Origin of the sequence: Desulfatiglans anilini DSM 4660, from assembly GCF_000422285.1 — a bacterium.
Classification (GTDB): Bacteria; Desulfobacterota; DSM-4660; order Desulfatiglandales; family Desulfatiglandaceae; genus Desulfatiglans; species Desulfatiglans anilini.
On record NZ_AULM01000001.1, the window covers coordinates 135,446 to 149,552 of the forward strand.

Genomic DNA, 14,107 nt, shown 5'->3' on the forward strand with positions numbered 1-14,107 from the left:
CGCACTCTTGGCGAGCGGAGAACTGCGCCGGGCGCCTGGGGCTGGCGCAGCACCGAGAACCGCGGCTGAGCGTGCCTCGGGAGCGCGGGCGCCTGAGGCCGGTCACAACGGGAGGAAAGAATGGAGTTGACGGCAACCTACATCTGCCCGGTGCGGGGCCTGGACGGCCTCGAGGCGCCTGAGCCGTCGCGGATTGAGACGGCGTCGGGAATCGCTGCGGACCTCGGGCTCGAAAGGCTGTACCTGCCTGTGCTGGAAGAGGCGCTCTTACGGGCCCCGCGGGCGGTCACGGCCTATCTCGACGGCCTGGTGGCGGCCCTCGATCGGATGGAGAAAAAGGGGCTCGGAGCCATGCTGACGGCTCCGGCCGGTCGCCTGCTGGGGCTTGCGTGGGGGGCGCCCTATCTTGTCTCGGGCTGGAAGGCCGCAGGAGCGCCCCCGATATTTGTGGATGGCAAGGTGCGGCATCTCCGGCCCTATGACTGGTGGGCGGACCCGGCGGTCCTGGAAAAGCGCATCCGGGTCTTCCGTGAGTGCGTGGGCGCTTTGAGCGGTCATCCGGCGCTCGGCGGGTGGCTTTTGATGGATCGGGCCCTCGAGTGGAATAGACCGAGCGCGCAGGTCGCCGATTGGATGCTGCGGTCCTATCTGGGGGAGATCCGTGAAAAAGGTTCAGGCGCGGTGGTCTATCTGGGCGTAGGGTGGAGCGAGTTGATCGATCCGCAGATCGTCCGTGGGCTCGCGAAGGAAGTGGATGGACTACGGCTGGGGGGCATGGAGCACCCTCCGGAGGCCGTGGGCCCCGTTCAGGATTTCTTTACCGAAAACCTGGCCGCAGGATATCTCGGCATCATGGCACGCTGGCTTTTCGACCGGCCCGTCGAAATCGAGATCGGCTATCGGGTCCCCGCCCGCTCTCCAGGTGCCGAGGAAGGCGCGGAGGCGGCACAGACCCTGGCCACGAGCGGCGTCGCCGCTGTCAGCCGCGCCAGCCTGGCGGACCCCGAACCCGTCCTGCGGCAAAGGCCGCCCTGGGTTCTCAGTCCGGGGCTCGACCGGGTGGGACTCCTCGATGCGGGCATGGAGCCGAAGGCCTGGGTCCCCGCCTGGCTCGACACGGTGAAGCGTGGGGGCGAGGCGGGCGAGCCCTTCAGCTTCATCGACCTGTCCCGGAAGGAGTACCTGACCGATCCAACGAAGCATTTACAGCGGCTGTGGGGGCATTTTCGAGATGACCGGGTCCGTCGTCATCCGCTTTGAAGACGTGTCGTTCTCCTTTTTACGGGAGCGTCCCCTCTTCGAAGGGCTTTCTCTTTCCCTTCTCCAGGGGGCGTTCTATCTGATCGGAGGACCTTCCGGGTCCGGGAAATCGACGTTCCTGCGCCTCATCAACCGGCTCGAGGAGCCTTCCGCGGGAACGATCCGCTTCAAGGGGCGTCCTTTGAAGGATTTCCCCCCACCCGTCCTGCGACGGTCCGTCCTCTTCATTCAGCAGACGCCGGCCGTTGTCGTGGGCAGTGTACAGGAAAACCTCCTGCTCCCCTTTTCCTTCCGGCACAACCAGGGCCTGGTCCGACCTTCCGACCAGGAGCTGCGGGCTCGTCTGGACCGGTTTCTCCCGGAAGGGGTGCAGCTGGAGGCGCCTGCCGAGGCCCTGTCCGTGGGCCAGCTCCAGCGTTTGTGCTTCGTGCGGGGCCTCCTGCTCGCGCCCGAGGTGCTTCTGTTGGATGAGCCGACGAGCGCCTTGGACGAACGAAGCGCGCGGATTGTGGAAGATGAGACGGAGCGGCTCTGCCGGGAGGCGGGGATGACCGTCGTCATGGTGAGCCATCGCCGGTTCGAGCCGCGGATCGTCGAACCGGTCCGGGTGACCCTGTTGAACGGACAATGGAGGGAGGGCGCATGACCGCAGCCGTTCCTGACATATCGCTGTTTCAGTTGGCCCTGGGATGTGTCTTTATCCTGGGGGCGGGTGCGGTGTCCTTTCTGCACGGACTCGGGCTCGAGCGCGATCTGCTGCTGGGAGCGGTCAGGACCTTCGCGCAGCTTTTCCTGCTGGGGTATGTCCTCAAGTTCGTCTTCAATGCGCAGGACATTTGGCTGGTGACGGCGGTCTTCGTTTTCATGATCCTTTTTGCGGCCTGGACCATCCGGGCGCGGGCCCGTGAAAAACAGATCGCGCTCTTCTGGCCGACCTTCCTCTCCATGCTGTTCAGCTACTGGATCATTTCCTATCTGGTGAGCGGCGTGGTCGTCGGCGCCACGCCCTGGTGGCGGGCGCAGGTCTTCATCCCGCTCGGGGGCATGGTGATCGGGAACTCCATGAACGCGGTTGCCGTGTCGCTCGAGCGTCTCCTGAGCGATCTTCGCGGGCGGAGACGGGAGGTGGAGATGATGCTCTGCCTCGGGGCCGACTACCGCGAGGCCAGCCGGGAGATCCTCAGAAACGCGATAAAGGCCGGGATGATCCCTTCCATCAACTCCATGATGGCGGCCGGCGTGGTCTTCATCCCGGGGATGATGACGGGCCAGATCCTGGCCGGGGCCGATCCCCTGACAGCCATCCGCTATCAGATCGTGGTGATGCTGATGATCGTCGGATCCACGGCCATCGGGGCGTTCCTCGTGCTGATGCTGGTGCGCAGACTCTGCTTCGGGGCGGCGCAGCAGCTGCTGCTGCGCCCGAAGGGCGGGTGATTCGCCCTCCCATTCCGGTCGGGTTTCCAAAAGGGAGGCCGTAGGTGGCGGCCGGATGTTTCACGTGGCACGTGACCCGTGCCGTCGCTCCGCCGTCACGCCGGCGGAATGCCGATGCAGCGCTTGGTCGGCGGCATGAGCAGTCGAGGGCGGAAAAGCCCCTGGAAAAGAAGCGGCCGGGCGCAGGGGATGGGACAGGTCGTTTTTGATAAAGAATCAGCAAAAACAGGTGGTTGGTTGTCGAGACCCCCGGGGAATCTTCACGGGACGCGACCCCGCTTCGGTGTGAGTTCGAGCGGGGTCTCGAGGCGTCTGAGGGCCTCTTCGACGGAGCGGTTCTGGTGCACGAGCATGGCGATGGCGGCGACCATCCGCTCGGGCTGTGCGTGCTGAAAGACGTTCCGCCCCAATGCGGTCCCGGCTGCGCCGGCGTCCATCGCCTCCGCGACCATGCTGAGCACCGCACCGGACGACCCCATCTTGGGCCCCCCGGCCACGACGACAGGCACCCCGCACCCCCCGGTGACCTGGCGGAAGGATTCGGGATCCCCGGTGTACGGTATTTTGACCAGGTCCGCCCCCAGCTCGGCCCCCAGACGCGCGGCGTGGGCGATCAGCTGCGCACGGTCGACGGCGCCGCTCAGCGAGCTTTCCGGATACAGCATGGCAAGAAGGGGCATGCCCCACCGTCGGGCCTCTGCGGATATATAGGCGAAATCGTGCAGCATATCGGCTTCGTGAGCGCCGCCGATGTTGACGTGCACCGAGACGGCGTCCGCCCCGAGGCTGACGGCCTCTTCAACGGAGCAGACGAGGATCTTTCTCTGCGGATCGACGCCGCAATGGGTACTCCCGGAAAGATGAACGATAAGGCTGATTTGGGGAGGAAGATTCGCGGCGCATCGGCCAGCGGACCCTTTGTGGAGGATGACGGCCGATGCGCCGCCTTGGGCGGCGGCCAACGCGGCCTTTTCAATCTCGGCGATCCCGGTGATGGGCCCCATGGTATATCCATGATCGAGCGGAACGATGACGGTTCTTCGGGAGCCTGGATGGAGGATTCTTCTGAGCCTGGTTTGTTTTCCGTTCATGACGTCTTCACCGCCGGCAAAATGCTCATCGTGGGAGGCAGGCCGCAAGCGCTTGAAACAAGACCGTTTCGCCCTGCCGATTTTGACAGGACCTGATTATAATCACCTCCTGCGAGGATGACAAGCACCGCCTTTCGGTTCGTGCGGTGAGTGGCGGGATCTTGAAGCGAGATTCGGGAAAGACGCTCCTTCAAGGGTGAAGCCAAGCGCGACAGCCCGAGCCCGCTGACAACGAATCGGTTGACGAACCCCGGCCCGCGGTTCCGCCGCTTACTCCATCCAGAATGACCCGGTGAGCACCGGGGAAACCTCTTTCCGCTATGATTGCGACAGTTTCCTGTTCTACCGGGACGAGGGAGGCGCTATGACCCGGTAAGATTAGGCGAGCCGCTGCGGGCCCCTGACGGGCGGCCGCCTGTTCGGGAGGCTGCCCGGGACCATCTAAAGAGCGTCAAAGAGGGTCCAGAAGCCCGGAAAGGATTTTTGGACGCAGTCCTCGTTCAGGATGCGCACGCCAGGGGTGCGAAGACCGATGACCGCGAGGCTCATCGCGAGCCGATGGTCGTTTTCGGGGTCTACGACGGCGCCGGTGAGCGATTTTCCTCCGTCGATTTCGAGGCCGTCGGGCAGCTCCCGGACCTGGGCGCCTAGGCGACGCCATGCCCGGGTGACGGATCGAAGGCGGTCGCTCTCCTTGAAGCGGAGGTGGGGGACATTGCGGATCGTTGTTCTTCCCTCTGCAAAGGGGGCGACCGCCGCCAGGGTCGGCACCATGTCCGGCATGCCGTTCATATCCGCTTCGATCCCCTCGAGCGGCCCGCCCTGGACGGTCACGGCATCCGGCTCCTTCAGGACGGCGCATCCCATGGCCTCGAGCAGATCCAGAAAGCCGACATCCCCCTGGCAGGTCTCGAAGGGCCGGACGTTGCGGATGGTCACGGACCCCCCGGTGACGGCGGCGGCGGCCCAGAAATAGGAGGCGCTCGACAGGTCCGCCTCGATTCTGAAACGCCGGCCGTGATAACGCCTCTCTTTCGGGACGAGAAAGGACTGCGGGCCGGAAGACTCGACCCGGACGCCGAACGCCTCCATGACGAAGCGGGTCATGTCCACGTAGGGCCGGGACAGAAGCGGCCCGACCGCTTCGATTTCGACGGTGTCGCGGGCATACGGGGCGGCGAGGAGCAGCGAGGAAAGGTACTGGCTGCTTTCGGCGGCGGGGATCTTCACTGTTCCGCCGTCGAGGCCGCGGGCCTCGAGCCGGACGGGGGGGCAGCCGGGCCTCCCGGCGTAAGAGATGGCGGCTCCAAGCGCCCGGAGCGCTTCTACGAGGGGGGCGAGAGGGCGCTCCCGCATGCGCTCGGAGCCGTCGAGGGTGAGACGTCCATGGCCGAGCGCGGCCACGGAAAGCAGCAGGCGCATGGATGTCCCGGAATTGCCGAGGAAGAGGGTCGCCTCCGGTGAGGGAAGCGCGACGCCGCCGTTGATTCCGGCGACGGCCAGGTCGTCCCCGCTGGGTTGAACCGAGGCGCCCATGAATCGGAGGGCGTCGAGGGTGTAGCGGGTATCTTCGGAGAAAAGCGGCGCCTCGATCAGGCTCGGCCCTTCGGCGAGGGCGGCCGTGATCAGGGCCCGATGGGTCATGCTCTTGGAGCCCGGGAGGTCCAGGGCGGCGTTGACGGTCCGCTTGGGTTCGATCGTTTTCATGGGTGCTCCAGGGCCTGCAGGACGGCTGCTTCCATCGCCTCGAGGGGGGGTTCTTTGCCGGTCCACAGCCGGAATTGCGCGGCGCCCTGATGGATGAACATCCGCAGGCCGGGGATGACCGCGGCGCCTTTTCGACGGGCGACTCCGAGCAGACGCGTTTCCCTCGGGTTGTAGATCATATCCATGACCACCGGGGCCTGGATGAGCGCCTCGTCGAGGGGGCAACGGTCCTGGCGGGGGTGCATCCCGACCGGCGTGGCCTGGATCAGGAGGTCCACGGGGAGGCCCCGGAGGCCGTCGATCGGTGCGAAGGACGCGTTCAAGGCGCGCGCCAGTTCTTTACCTCTTTCGGGTGTCCGGTTGGCGATGGTGAGGGAGGCCCCGGCCTCCTTAAAGGCGAAGCCCGCTGCGCGTGCGGCTCCGCCTGCCCCGAGGATGACCACACGGCGTCCGGAGGGTTCCATGACCTCGCGCACGGCGGCCAGGGCTCCGGCCGCATCGGTGTTGTAGCCTGCGAGCCGGCCGCCCCGGTTCACGATGGTGTTCACTGCGCCGATCGCCCGGGCGAGGGGGTCGATGTCGTCGAGGAGGGGCATCACCGCTGTCTTGAAGGGAAGGGTGACGCTGCAGCCGCGGATCCCGAGGGCCCGCATGCCGTTGACGGCGTCCGCCAGGCGATCGGTTTCAAAGGCCATGTAAACGGCATTCTCCCCCGTCGCCTCGAAGGCCCGATTGTGCATGACGGGGCTCAGCGTGTGGCCGAGGGGGTGGCCGATCACGGCGTAAAGGACGGTATGCTGGTCTATTCGCATAGGGCCAGGGTCTCCTGGAGTGCCTTCGTCTCGGCGACGGTCATCTGTCCGTCGGCTGATTCCTCGCCCTTTTCGAACGCGGCGAAGGTCAGAAAGCCGCCCATCGGCACACAGGCGATCCGGCTCAGGCGTCCGACCGGCCCCATGCAGAAGGCGATGATGTCCACCCCGAGGTCGCGCGCTCGAGGGATCAGCCCGAGCACGGTGAGGTTGTCTTCCGGCCGGTTCGCCCGCGTTACGATCTTGATGATGTCGGCGCCGCTGTCCGCCATGTTCCGGAGGCGGCGTGAAAGCTCCGCCGGCTCCGGGGTCCCGTTCGGGTGATGGTGGGAGAGGATGATCCGCCCCGGCCGGCACCGATCGAAGAGTTCTTCCCTGACCTCCAGGGGGAGGCTGTATTCCACATCGATGTAGGATGCCCCTGCTTCGGCTGCGGTGATCAGGACCTCGGATCGCGCGCGGTTGTCCAGCGTGCCGAGCCCCCCCTGCCGGCGCGACCGGTAGGTGGCGATGACCGGCAGAGGGGCTGCAGCCAAAAGCCGCTCCATATCGATCTGTTCCATACCGTCGAGGCGGATTTCGAGGAGATCGGCCTCGTTCGATGCCTGCTGCATTTTGGCGACGGCCTCATCCGTGCCGCGCGCCGTAATGGGTACTCCGATCACTTCCGGCTCCTCCTGGGCGATGTGTCTGCACATCTGGAATCTGGATCTGAAATTCGAGCGATCGGGAAAGCGGTTTCCCGATCAGCGCGCCCCTGCGATCACGCCTTCCGATGACCGCCCTGGCCATCTTGATCCTGCAGGGGCGCATGAGGCCCTTCACGGTGCATCATCCCATCAGGCATAGTGTTCGACGGCTTGGCGGGACAAAACACTCTGGGCATCTCGCTCGGGGTGGACGGCCCCGTCCGCGCTTCAGCGTTCGGTGATGGTTTCTTCGATCCGGTGTCCGAAATGCCGTCCGCCGGTCTCCGTGAAGCCCAACACCTGGTCGCCGGGCTGCAGGTGCACCACCGAAACGGCCCCGCCTTCCGGTGTCACGAGCCGGATCGTCTCAGCGTTCTGCAGGATGATGCCGGCCGTATGCCCATCGGGGTCCTCCGCCTCCACCAGGAGGAGGGGGCGCTTTTCGACCTTGGCCCGCCCCACCACGAGGTTTTCGGTGCGTCCGTCGGCGTGGACTCCCAGCACCTCGTCGCCGGCCTTGAGCTCGGAAAGATAGCGGGTCCGGCCGCCGGGAACCCGGACGTAGGCGTGCACCGCCCCGGCGTTGACGCGAAAGGGGCGCGGCGCCACATAGGGGTTCTCGAGGCTTTCGGCATGCACCAGGAAGAGGGCGCGGTGGCTGTTGCCGACGAGGATCCCGTCGCCGGCCCCCATCATGGAGCACGTGTCGACGCACACCCGGTCCCCCATGCCGAGGTGGCGAACCCCGGTGACGGTGAACCCGGACAGGGGCAAAGTCTGGCTCATCCCCTGGATCTCCTGAATGATGCTCCGCACCTCGGCCGTGTCCCGGCAGGTGATCAGCAGTCCGTCCATCCCTTTTTCGAGGATCCCGGCGGCCAGCCTGGCGCTCTCGATCCCGTCCACCTCGGCGAAGAGATTGGGGGTCCGGGCCACGAGGTTTTCGAGCGGAATGACATGCCAGTCCGATGTCCGCACGATCACGCGTTTTCCAGCCGCCGCGTCCACGATCCGTTCCTGGTCGTCCGCCGAGGTGATCTCCATGGTGACCACGTCTTCGCCCCAGCGGAGGTCCCCGTCCTCCGAGACGGTCTTGATGCGTCCGAGCTCTTTGACCCGGGGGGTGTACTCCTTCGGCACCACCACCGCCGCGGCCCCGCTCTCGAGGGCCGTGGTTACCAGGGTCTTGTCCCAGGGGTCCACCTTGACCCAGATCTCTTTCATCCGCTCTCTCCCTGTTTGGCCTGCGGATCGAAACAACCCCGCAGCATGTCGAATTGCCGGTTGAATGCCACTCTGTCAAGGCCTCGGATTTCTTCCCGCAGCTGCTCCGCCGCCTGGATGTAGGCATCCATGCAGGGCCCCGCATGGGGATTAGCCATCAAGAGTCCCTCGAACAGATCGGAAGGCTGCGCCAGCAGGCCCCTGATACGTCCCACAGCCTGTTGGAAGTTGGGGGTGGCGCAGGCCTCCAGCTCCTCTGCAGCAAACCCGGAGCCGGCGAGGCACCGGGCCAGGACCAGCGTCGTAAAATGCAGCAGCCCCTGGATCACCCCCATCCGCCGGTCGTGGTCTTCGGGAGGCATGAGGCACGGCTGGATGCCTCCCGCCCGCAGCACTGTCTGCAGCCAGCCCAGACCGTCCTCTCCCCGGCCGGGACAAAGGACCATCCGGAGGGCATCCGCGGGGCGGGCTTCCGGGCCGAAAAGCGGGTGGGCGCCGACCACCTGGCAGGCTCCCCAGGCAAGCATGGCATGGACCGGCTCAGCCTTGACCGATGTGAGATCCATCAGCAGCGCCTCCGTCCGCACCAGCGGCGCCAGTTCCCGGATGACGGGCAGCGTGGCCGCGATGGGGACCGAGAGGACCACGACGTCGCAGCGCCGCGCCAGATCCGCGGGAGAGGGGTCGTCTCCGGGTCCGGCGGTCAGAACCCTCAGGCCCTGCTGTTCGAAGAAGTGTTTGAACCAGGAGCCCATCCGCCCATTTCCGCCGACGATCCCCACGAGGGGCGCTGTCAGCTCCACGGCTCACCGCCTTTCGGATAGGAACCGAGGCGCTTCAGGAAGGCGCATCGCTCGTCCATCACCGGAAGCGCCTCCCTCAGGGGGGTCTCTCTTTCATGCCCTTCCAGGTCGGCGAAGAAGAGGTATTCCCAGGTTTTGGTCTTCATGGGCCGCGACTCGATGCGGGTCATGTTGATCCCGTTTCGTGCCAGGGGTTCGAGGACTTCGTACAGGGACCCCGGGCGATGGCGGAGGGAAAAAAGGACCGAGGTCTTGTCATGACCGCTCGGGCGGTTTTCCCGCTTGCCGATGGCGAGGAACCGCGTCACATTGTCGGCATAGTCCTGGATGTCCTGGACGAGCATCGAAAGGTCCAGATGCATCGCTGCGAATTGTCCGCCCACGGCCGCCGCCCCCGCTTCTTCGGACGCAAGCCGGGCCGCGGCGGCGGTGCTGGAAGTCTCGCGGCATGGCACGCCCGGCAGGTTGCTTCTGAGCCACCCTCGGCACTGTGCCAGGGCCATGGGGTGCGAGTAGACGCAGCGGACCTCCGAGAGCGTGCTGCACCGGCTGAGGAGGTGGTGCCGGATGCGCAGGAAGGTTTCGCCCTGGATTCGGAGCGGGGACCGGTAGAGGAGGTCCAGGGTGCGGCTGACGGCGCCTTCATAGGCGTTTTCGATCGGCACCACGCCATCCTGGCAGACGTCTTTTTCCACGGCGGCGAAGACGTCATCCAGGGTGTCCACGGGCTGGAAGGCGGGGGCCTGGCCGAAAAAGGCGATGGCCGCCTGGTGGGAGAAGGTGCCCGGCGGCCCCAGGTAGGCGATGGTCATATCCTCCTGCACGGAGCGGCAGGCGGAGATGATCTCCCGAAACACCCGGCGGATGGCGTCGGGGGCGATCTCCTCCCCGCCGATCTCCACCAGCCGCCTGAGCACATGCCCCTCGCGCCCCGGGTCCATAATGGGCAGCTCGAGCTCCTTCTTCGCGTTTCCGATGGCGCGCGAGACGGTCTGGCGCCTCGCGAGGAGCTTCAGGATCGCCTCGTCGATGCCGTCGATTTCGCTTCGCCGTTTATGAAACTCTTGCCAGTTTGAGTCCGAGTGGTTCATTTTCACTATCCGTCTTCTCTGGGTGATTCAGGAAATCGAGCGCCTTTTCCACGTCGGCGCCTTCATGGACGATCATGGAAAGGGCCCGCACGATGCGGGTGGGGTTCTGGTGCTGGAAGACGTTCCGGCCGATGGAGGTGCCTGCGGCCCCGGCATCGATGGCTCCCCTGACCATCTCGAGGATGGCCCGGTCCGAGCCCATCTTGGGCCCCCCTGCGATGATGACGGGGACGTGGCATCCTTCCACCACCTCCCGGAAGGTCTCCGGACTGCCGGTGTAGCTGACCTTGACCATGTCCGCGCCCAGTTCGGCCCCGAGGCGGGCGGCATGCTTGATGACCGCCGGGTCGTATTCGTCCTTCACCTTCTCCCCGCGCGGGTAGATCATGGCGAGGAGCGGCATGCCCCATTCCGCAGCGCTCAGGGCGACCTTGCCGAAGTCGGCCAGCATCTCCTTTTCGTACCCGTTGCCGATGTTGACGTGGATCGAGACGGCGTCGGCGCCGAGTTTTATGGCCTCTTCGACCGTACAGACCAGGGTCTTGGCATTGGGGTGCGGGGAAAGAGAGGTGCTTGCCGACAGGTGTACGATCAGTCCCATGTCCGGGCCGCTCCGGCGATGTCCGCGGGCCACCATGCCCTTATGCTCCACAACGGCGTTGGCGCCGCCGGCCGCCACCTGGCGCATGGCCTCCTTCATATTGGTGATGCCCAGGATGGGCCCGGCTGTGACGCCGTGGTCCATCGGGACGATGACGGTCTTGCCGGTCTGGCGGTCCATGATTCTTTCCATTCTGATTGCTTTGCCGATCATGATACGTTCCCTCCTTCGGATTTTAAGACAATCTTGTTTGGATTCAAAACGGTTATGTTGTTTTTCCCTAGGGGGGCGTCTTCAGCCGTCATCCAGAAACCGGGACCCGTCCCGCAGGGATGACATTGGGCAGACGCCGCCCGTGAACCGAAAACTCCTCATTTCCCGATTGAAAACCCGCCTGTGCCGTACGATGCATTTCCGTCGGAATGGGCGGTCCTTTGAGGGGCTATTTGCGCGGCGTACTCCCCTGTGAAGCGCAGATTCAGCGACCGCGTGTTCAGGTCGCTCAGATGGCGCAGAAAAAGTTCCCTCCCGATGGGGTCGACATGCCCGAGGCAGGTTGTATGGATGAAAATCTGCTGCGAACCGCAGCCGAGGCTCTGAAGGGTATGAAGCAATTCGCAGGCGGAGCCCTTGTCGAAATCCCCCTCCAGCCTGAGATGCAGATTTTCGCTGTTTCGATGAATCATGATGTGAAAACGGTTGCCCATAAATGGTTCCCTCCCGATTGCGGATAGGGTGGATATCCCGACCATGCGGCGCGCCGACTCGTTATTCCGGTTCCCCTGGAGGGCTTTCCCCTCGGTTCCGCCGCCGGTCTCGGGGGCCTTTGGGCAGCCTGCCGCCGGCTTGCTGCCACCGCTTTCCTGCAGGCTCCTGTGAAAGCGCGCCTCCGTGGCCGGTTCGAAGAGTTGAGCGTCCCTGGAAATCATTTTGAAAAAGCCCCCGTATGCTTAGATGCGAGCGCATCGGAAGCCGATAAGGCCGTGCATGGAAGCCGCCCTTCCCGCCCCCGGTTGCAAAGGACGCGCTTGACAGTGCGTTTGAGTTTCCCGAGGTTCAGGCTTCCCACCAGGTAATTGTGGGCCGAGACCCACCGGGGCGGGAGGTCCAGCCACGGCTGGTCCGTGAAGAGGATCGCCGGCAGCCGGGGGTGGTTCCCTCTGATGCGCTGCAGCCAGTAGAGCCCTTCGGCATAACGGGGGCTGATATGCCAGACAAGGAGGTCCGGCCCGTTCTGTTCGATCAACCGGTCGAGGCCTGCCGGCTCCTGACACCCCAAGACATCGTACCCCTCTTCGATCAGGAGGTCCTTCAGAAGAATGCGGACTGGTCGTTCATCTCCTACCAGAAGAATCCTGTTCATAAACTGCCTCCCTTTGTGTGCGATGGTTTGCCTGCGGGCCGGGGCCCCGGCAACGGACTCCCGTTGGTGCAAAAAAAAGCCGTGGGGGATCTTTCCACCCACGGCCTCCTTGCGGTTCAAAGCTCAAAGGCGCATGGGCGGACCGGTCCACCAGTAGTAAAAATAAAAGCCGTCCTGAGCCCCGCGGTTGACAAAAGGCGCCATGCCGGAAGGGGCCAAGACCGGTCCGATTCTCTCTTCCGTTTCACGGCGGCGGGGCATGCCTTTCAAAGCCGTGTGCTGTCCCGTGTGCGTTGAAGACGTCATGCTCTAGCCTTTCTCGAAGAAACCGCGTTGGAGATTGTTCTGAAAAGGACCCGTCATCTGTGCCCGCGCCCGCAGGTAATGGTCGGCCAGGACGAGCAGGACCATCGCCTCGAGGACCGGGACGATCCGGGAAACGGCGGTGGTGTCGTGCCTCCCCGACAGCTTCAGGCGGAAGGGTTTTCCGTTACGGTCGATGGTCTGCTGCTCCATCCCGATGGACGGGATCGGTTTGACGGCCGCCCGAAGGACGATATCCGCTCCCGTCGACACCCCGCCGAGGATCCCGCCGGCGTGATTCGAGGCGAAGGCTTCCGGCATGATCGGATCGTTGTTCTCGGACCCCCTCAAGCGGGCGGACTCGAACCCCGCGCCGATCTCCACCCCCTTGACCGCGCCGACGGACATCACAGCCTTGGCGAGGTCGGCGTCCAGTTTGTCGAAAACGGGCTCTCCCAGGCCCGGCGGGCAGCCCGTGATCAAAACCTCGATGATGCCCCCCGCTGAATCCCCGGTTGCCCGAATGGCCTCGAGGGCCTCGGCCATTCGAGCCGCGGCCTCGGGGTCGGCACAGCGGAAAGGATTCCCGGCGGCGTTTTGGATGTCGCCTTTCCCCGCTTGGACCCCGGCAAGTTCAACGGTGTAGCCCTGTACGGAGACCCCGGCAGGGTGCAGGATTTTTCCGGCGATCACGCCCGCGGCGACCCGGGCCGCCGTTTCGCGGGCCGATGCCCGGCCGCCGCCCCGGTGATCCCTGTGGCCGTACTTCATGTGATAGGAGATGTCGGCGTGCCCGGGGCGGAAAATGTGACGGAGCTGCTCGTAGGGCCGGCTGTCGGCGTCCTGGTTGTGGATCAGGAGCGTGATCGGTGTGCCGGTTGTTCGATCTTCGAAGACTCCGGAGAGGAGGATGACCTGATCTTTTTCGCTGCGGGGGCTGTCAAAGGGCCGTGTTCCCGGGCGCCGCCTCGCCATGGCCTCCAGAAAATCCGTTTCCGAAAGCGCGAGACCCGGAGGGCAGCCGTCGACCACGGCCCCCACGGCCGGGCCGTGGGACTCTCCGAAGGTGGTTATTCTCAGCGCTTGTCCGAAGGTGTTACCTGGCATGGCGGCTACCTTTTTCCACAGGTTCCGGGAGGTCCGACCGCCCCGGAAGAGTTTCCCCGGCCTGTCGGTTCCAGGGCAGGAGGGCAAGGATTTCATCGGCAATGGCCTGCGGGCTCCTGGAGGTCGCATCGAGGGCACAGTCGCAGGCGCTTTCATAGAGTGCCGTCCTCGCCTCCAGGACCCGCTCGATCTCGCTGCAGGCATCGCCGCCGGCCAGCGGGGGCCGGCAGATGGCTGCATCAGGGTCCTGCTGCATCCGGCGGCGGATGGCGGCTGCGTCCGCCTTGAGCCAGACCACCCAACCATTCGCCCTCAGATCGGAGATGTTTTGGGGGTCGAGGACAACGCCTCCGCCCGTGGCGATCACCAGATCGTCCATCCCGGCCAGGCCCTGGATCGTCCGTCTTTCAGCGTTTCTGAAGGAAGCCCAGCCGGCCATCGCGATGAAATCCTGGATGGATCGTTCCATGCGGTCTTCGATCGCGCGGTCCGTATCGAAGAAAGGCCTATTCAGCCTTTCGGCCAGAAGAGAGCCGATGGTCGATTTTCCGCTGCAGCGATAGCCGATCAGGACGATGTTCATCACGTTCGTGCGGCCGATTGGCGGGCCACGCCTCCT

The 14,107-nt window shown here is 64.9% G+C and carries 16 protein-coding genes; 3 read left to right on the top strand and 13 right to left on the bottom strand.

Annotated elements, in window-relative coordinates; all coding sequences use genetic code 11:
• The first annotated feature begins 120 nt into the window (after positions 1-120).
• Genes H567_RS0100615 through H567_RS0100625 form a run of 3 tightly spaced genes read left to right on the top strand, consistent with a single transcriptional unit; the run spans position 121 to position 2,697 of the window.
• Positions 121-1,260 carry a glycoside hydrolase 5 family protein gene (locus H567_RS0100615; protein ID WP_028319904.1) on the top strand — a complete coding sequence of 380 codons (1,140 nt, stop codon included), beginning with the start codon at positions 121-123 and terminating at the stop codon, positions 1,258-1,260.
• Positions 1,232-1,906 (top strand): ABC transporter ATP-binding protein, encoded by a 675-nt coding sequence (locus tag H567_RS22285; protein WP_035252952.1) that lies wholly within the window; start codon positions 1,232-1,234, stop codon positions 1,904-1,906. The genes H567_RS0100615 and H567_RS22285 overlap by 29 nt, the downstream gene beginning before the upstream one ends.
• Positions 1,903-2,697: an ABC transporter permease gene (locus H567_RS0100625; protein ID WP_028319905.1), complete on the top strand. Its 795-nt coding sequence runs from the start codon at positions 1,903-1,905 to the stop codon at positions 2,695-2,697. The genes H567_RS22285 and H567_RS0100625 overlap by 4 nt, the downstream gene beginning before the upstream one ends.
• A 260-nt stretch (positions 2,698-2,957) precedes the next feature.
• Here H567_RS0100625 and H567_RS0100630 read toward each other — a convergent pair whose 3' ends face one another.
• From H567_RS0100630 to H567_RS22310, 13 genes are all read right to left on the bottom strand, one after another.
• A complete protein-coding gene (locus H567_RS0100630) occupies positions 2,958-3,788 on the bottom strand; it encodes a 2-amino-3,7-dideoxy-D-threo-hept-6-ulosonate synthase (protein ID WP_028319906.1) in 831 nt (276 codons plus the stop codon).
• A 441-nt stretch (positions 3,789-4,229) separates the two neighbouring features.
• Positions 4,230-5,495, bottom strand: coding sequence for a 3-phosphoshikimate 1-carboxyvinyltransferase (gene aroA, locus H567_RS0100635; protein ID WP_028319907.1), 1,266 nt, complete (start codon positions 5,493-5,495; stop codon positions 4,230-4,232).
• Positions 5,492-6,307, bottom strand: coding sequence for a shikimate dehydrogenase (locus H567_RS0100640; protein ID WP_028319908.1), 816 nt, complete (start codon positions 6,305-6,307; stop codon positions 5,492-5,494). Before H567_RS0100640 ends, aroA begins: the two co-directional genes overlap by 4 nt.
• Complete coding sequence (gene aroD, locus H567_RS26800) at positions 6,298-6,972, bottom strand: type I 3-dehydroquinate dehydratase (RefSeq protein WP_051184346.1); 675 nt, start codon at positions 6,970-6,972, stop codon at positions 6,298-6,300. Before aroD ends, H567_RS0100640 begins: the two co-directional genes overlap by 10 nt.
• 252 nt (positions 6,973-7,224) lie before the next feature.
• Positions 7,225-8,220, bottom strand: coding sequence for a 3-dehydroquinate synthase II (locus H567_RS0100650; RefSeq protein ID WP_028319909.1), 996 nt, complete (start codon positions 8,218-8,220; stop codon positions 7,225-7,227).
• Positions 8,217-9,023, bottom strand: a complete 807-nt coding sequence (locus tag H567_RS22295; protein ID WP_051184347.1) for a prephenate dehydrogenase/arogenate dehydrogenase family protein — start codon at positions 9,021-9,023, stop codon at positions 8,217-8,219. Before H567_RS22295 ends, H567_RS0100650 begins: the two co-directional genes overlap by 4 nt.
• Positions 9,014-10,114, bottom strand: coding sequence for a prephenate dehydratase (gene pheA, locus H567_RS0100660; protein ID WP_051184348.1), 1,101 nt, complete (start codon positions 10,112-10,114; stop codon positions 9,014-9,016). Before pheA ends, H567_RS22295 begins: the two co-directional genes overlap by 10 nt.
• Complete coding sequence (locus H567_RS22300; RefSeq protein ID WP_084516694.1) at positions 10,077-10,931, bottom strand: 2-amino-3,7-dideoxy-D-threo-hept-6-ulosonate synthase; 855 nt, start codon at positions 10,929-10,931, stop codon at positions 10,077-10,079. Before H567_RS22300 ends, pheA begins: the two co-directional genes overlap by 38 nt.
• A 155-nt stretch (positions 10,932-11,086) precedes the next feature.
• Positions 11,087-11,644: a hypothetical protein gene (locus H567_RS0100670; protein WP_028319911.1), complete on the bottom strand. Its 558-nt coding sequence runs from the start codon at positions 11,642-11,644 to the stop codon at positions 11,087-11,089.
• Entirely contained in the window at positions 11,641-12,078 is a 438-nt protein-coding gene (locus H567_RS0100675; protein WP_153305997.1) for a response regulator, read from the bottom strand. Before H567_RS0100675 ends, H567_RS0100670 begins: the two co-directional genes overlap by 4 nt.
• 123 nt (positions 12,079-12,201) lie before the next feature.
• Positions 12,202-12,384, bottom strand: a complete 183-nt coding sequence (locus tag H567_RS22305) for a hypothetical protein (protein ID WP_035252958.1) — start codon at positions 12,382-12,384, stop codon at positions 12,202-12,204.
• A gap of 3 nt (positions 12,385-12,387) precedes the next feature.
• Complete coding sequence (gene aroC, locus H567_RS0100685) at positions 12,388-13,488, bottom strand: chorismate synthase (RefSeq protein WP_028319913.1); 1,101 nt, start codon at positions 13,486-13,488, stop codon at positions 12,388-12,390.
• Entirely contained in the window at positions 13,478-14,071 is a 594-nt protein-coding gene (locus H567_RS22310; protein ID WP_051184350.1) for a shikimate kinase, read from the bottom strand. Before H567_RS22310 ends, aroC begins: the two co-directional genes overlap by 11 nt.
• Between the last annotated feature and the right edge of the window lie 36 nt (positions 14,072-14,107).

Excerpts from the sequence above, each read along its gene's own strand:
- H567_RS0100615 (WP_028319904.1), top strand. The coding sequence starts at position 121 with ATGGAGTTGACGGCAACCTACATCTGCCCGGTGCGGGGCCTGGACGGC.
- H567_RS22285 (WP_035252952.1), top strand. The coding sequence starts at position 1,232 with ATGACCGGGTCCGTCGTCATCCGCTTTGAAGACGTGTCGTTCTCCTTT.
- H567_RS0100625 (WP_028319905.1), top strand. The coding sequence starts at position 1,903 with ATGACCGCAGCCGTTCCTGACATATCGCTGTTTCAGTTGGCCCTGGGA.
- H567_RS0100630 (WP_028319906.1), bottom strand. The coding sequence starts at position 3,788 with ATGAACGGAAAACAAACCAGGCTCAGAAGAATCCTCCATCCAGGCTCC.
- aroA (WP_028319907.1), bottom strand. The coding sequence starts at position 5,495 with ATGAAAACGATCGAACCCAAGCGGACCGTCAACGCCGCCCTGGACCTC.
- H567_RS0100640 (WP_028319908.1), bottom strand. The coding sequence starts at position 6,307 with ATGCGAATAGACCAGCATACCGTCCTTTACGCCGTGATCGGCCACCCC.
- H567_RS0100650 (WP_028319909.1), bottom strand. The coding sequence starts at position 8,220 with ATGAAAGAGATCTGGGTCAAGGTGGACCCCTGGGACAAGACCCTGGTA.
- pheA (WP_051184348.1), bottom strand. The coding sequence starts at position 10,114 with ATGAACCACTCGGACTCAAACTGGCAAGAGTTTCATAAACGGCGAAGC.
- H567_RS0100670 (WP_028319911.1), bottom strand. The coding sequence starts at position 11,644 with ATGATTTCCAGGGACGCTCAACTCTTCGAACCGGCCACGGAGGCGCGC.
- H567_RS0100675 (WP_153305997.1), bottom strand. The coding sequence starts at position 12,078 with ATGAACAGGATTCTTCTGGTAGGAGATGAACGACCAGTCCGCATTCTT.
- H567_RS22305 (WP_035252958.1), bottom strand. The coding sequence starts at position 12,384 with ATGACGTCTTCAACGCACACGGGACAGCACACGGCTTTGAAAGGCATG.
- aroC (WP_028319913.1), bottom strand. The coding sequence starts at position 13,488 with ATGCCAGGTAACACCTTCGGACAAGCGCTGAGAATAACCACCTTCGGA.
- H567_RS22310 (WP_051184350.1), bottom strand. The coding sequence starts at position 14,071 with ATGAACATCGTCCTGATCGGCTATCGCTGCAGCGGAAAATCGACCATC.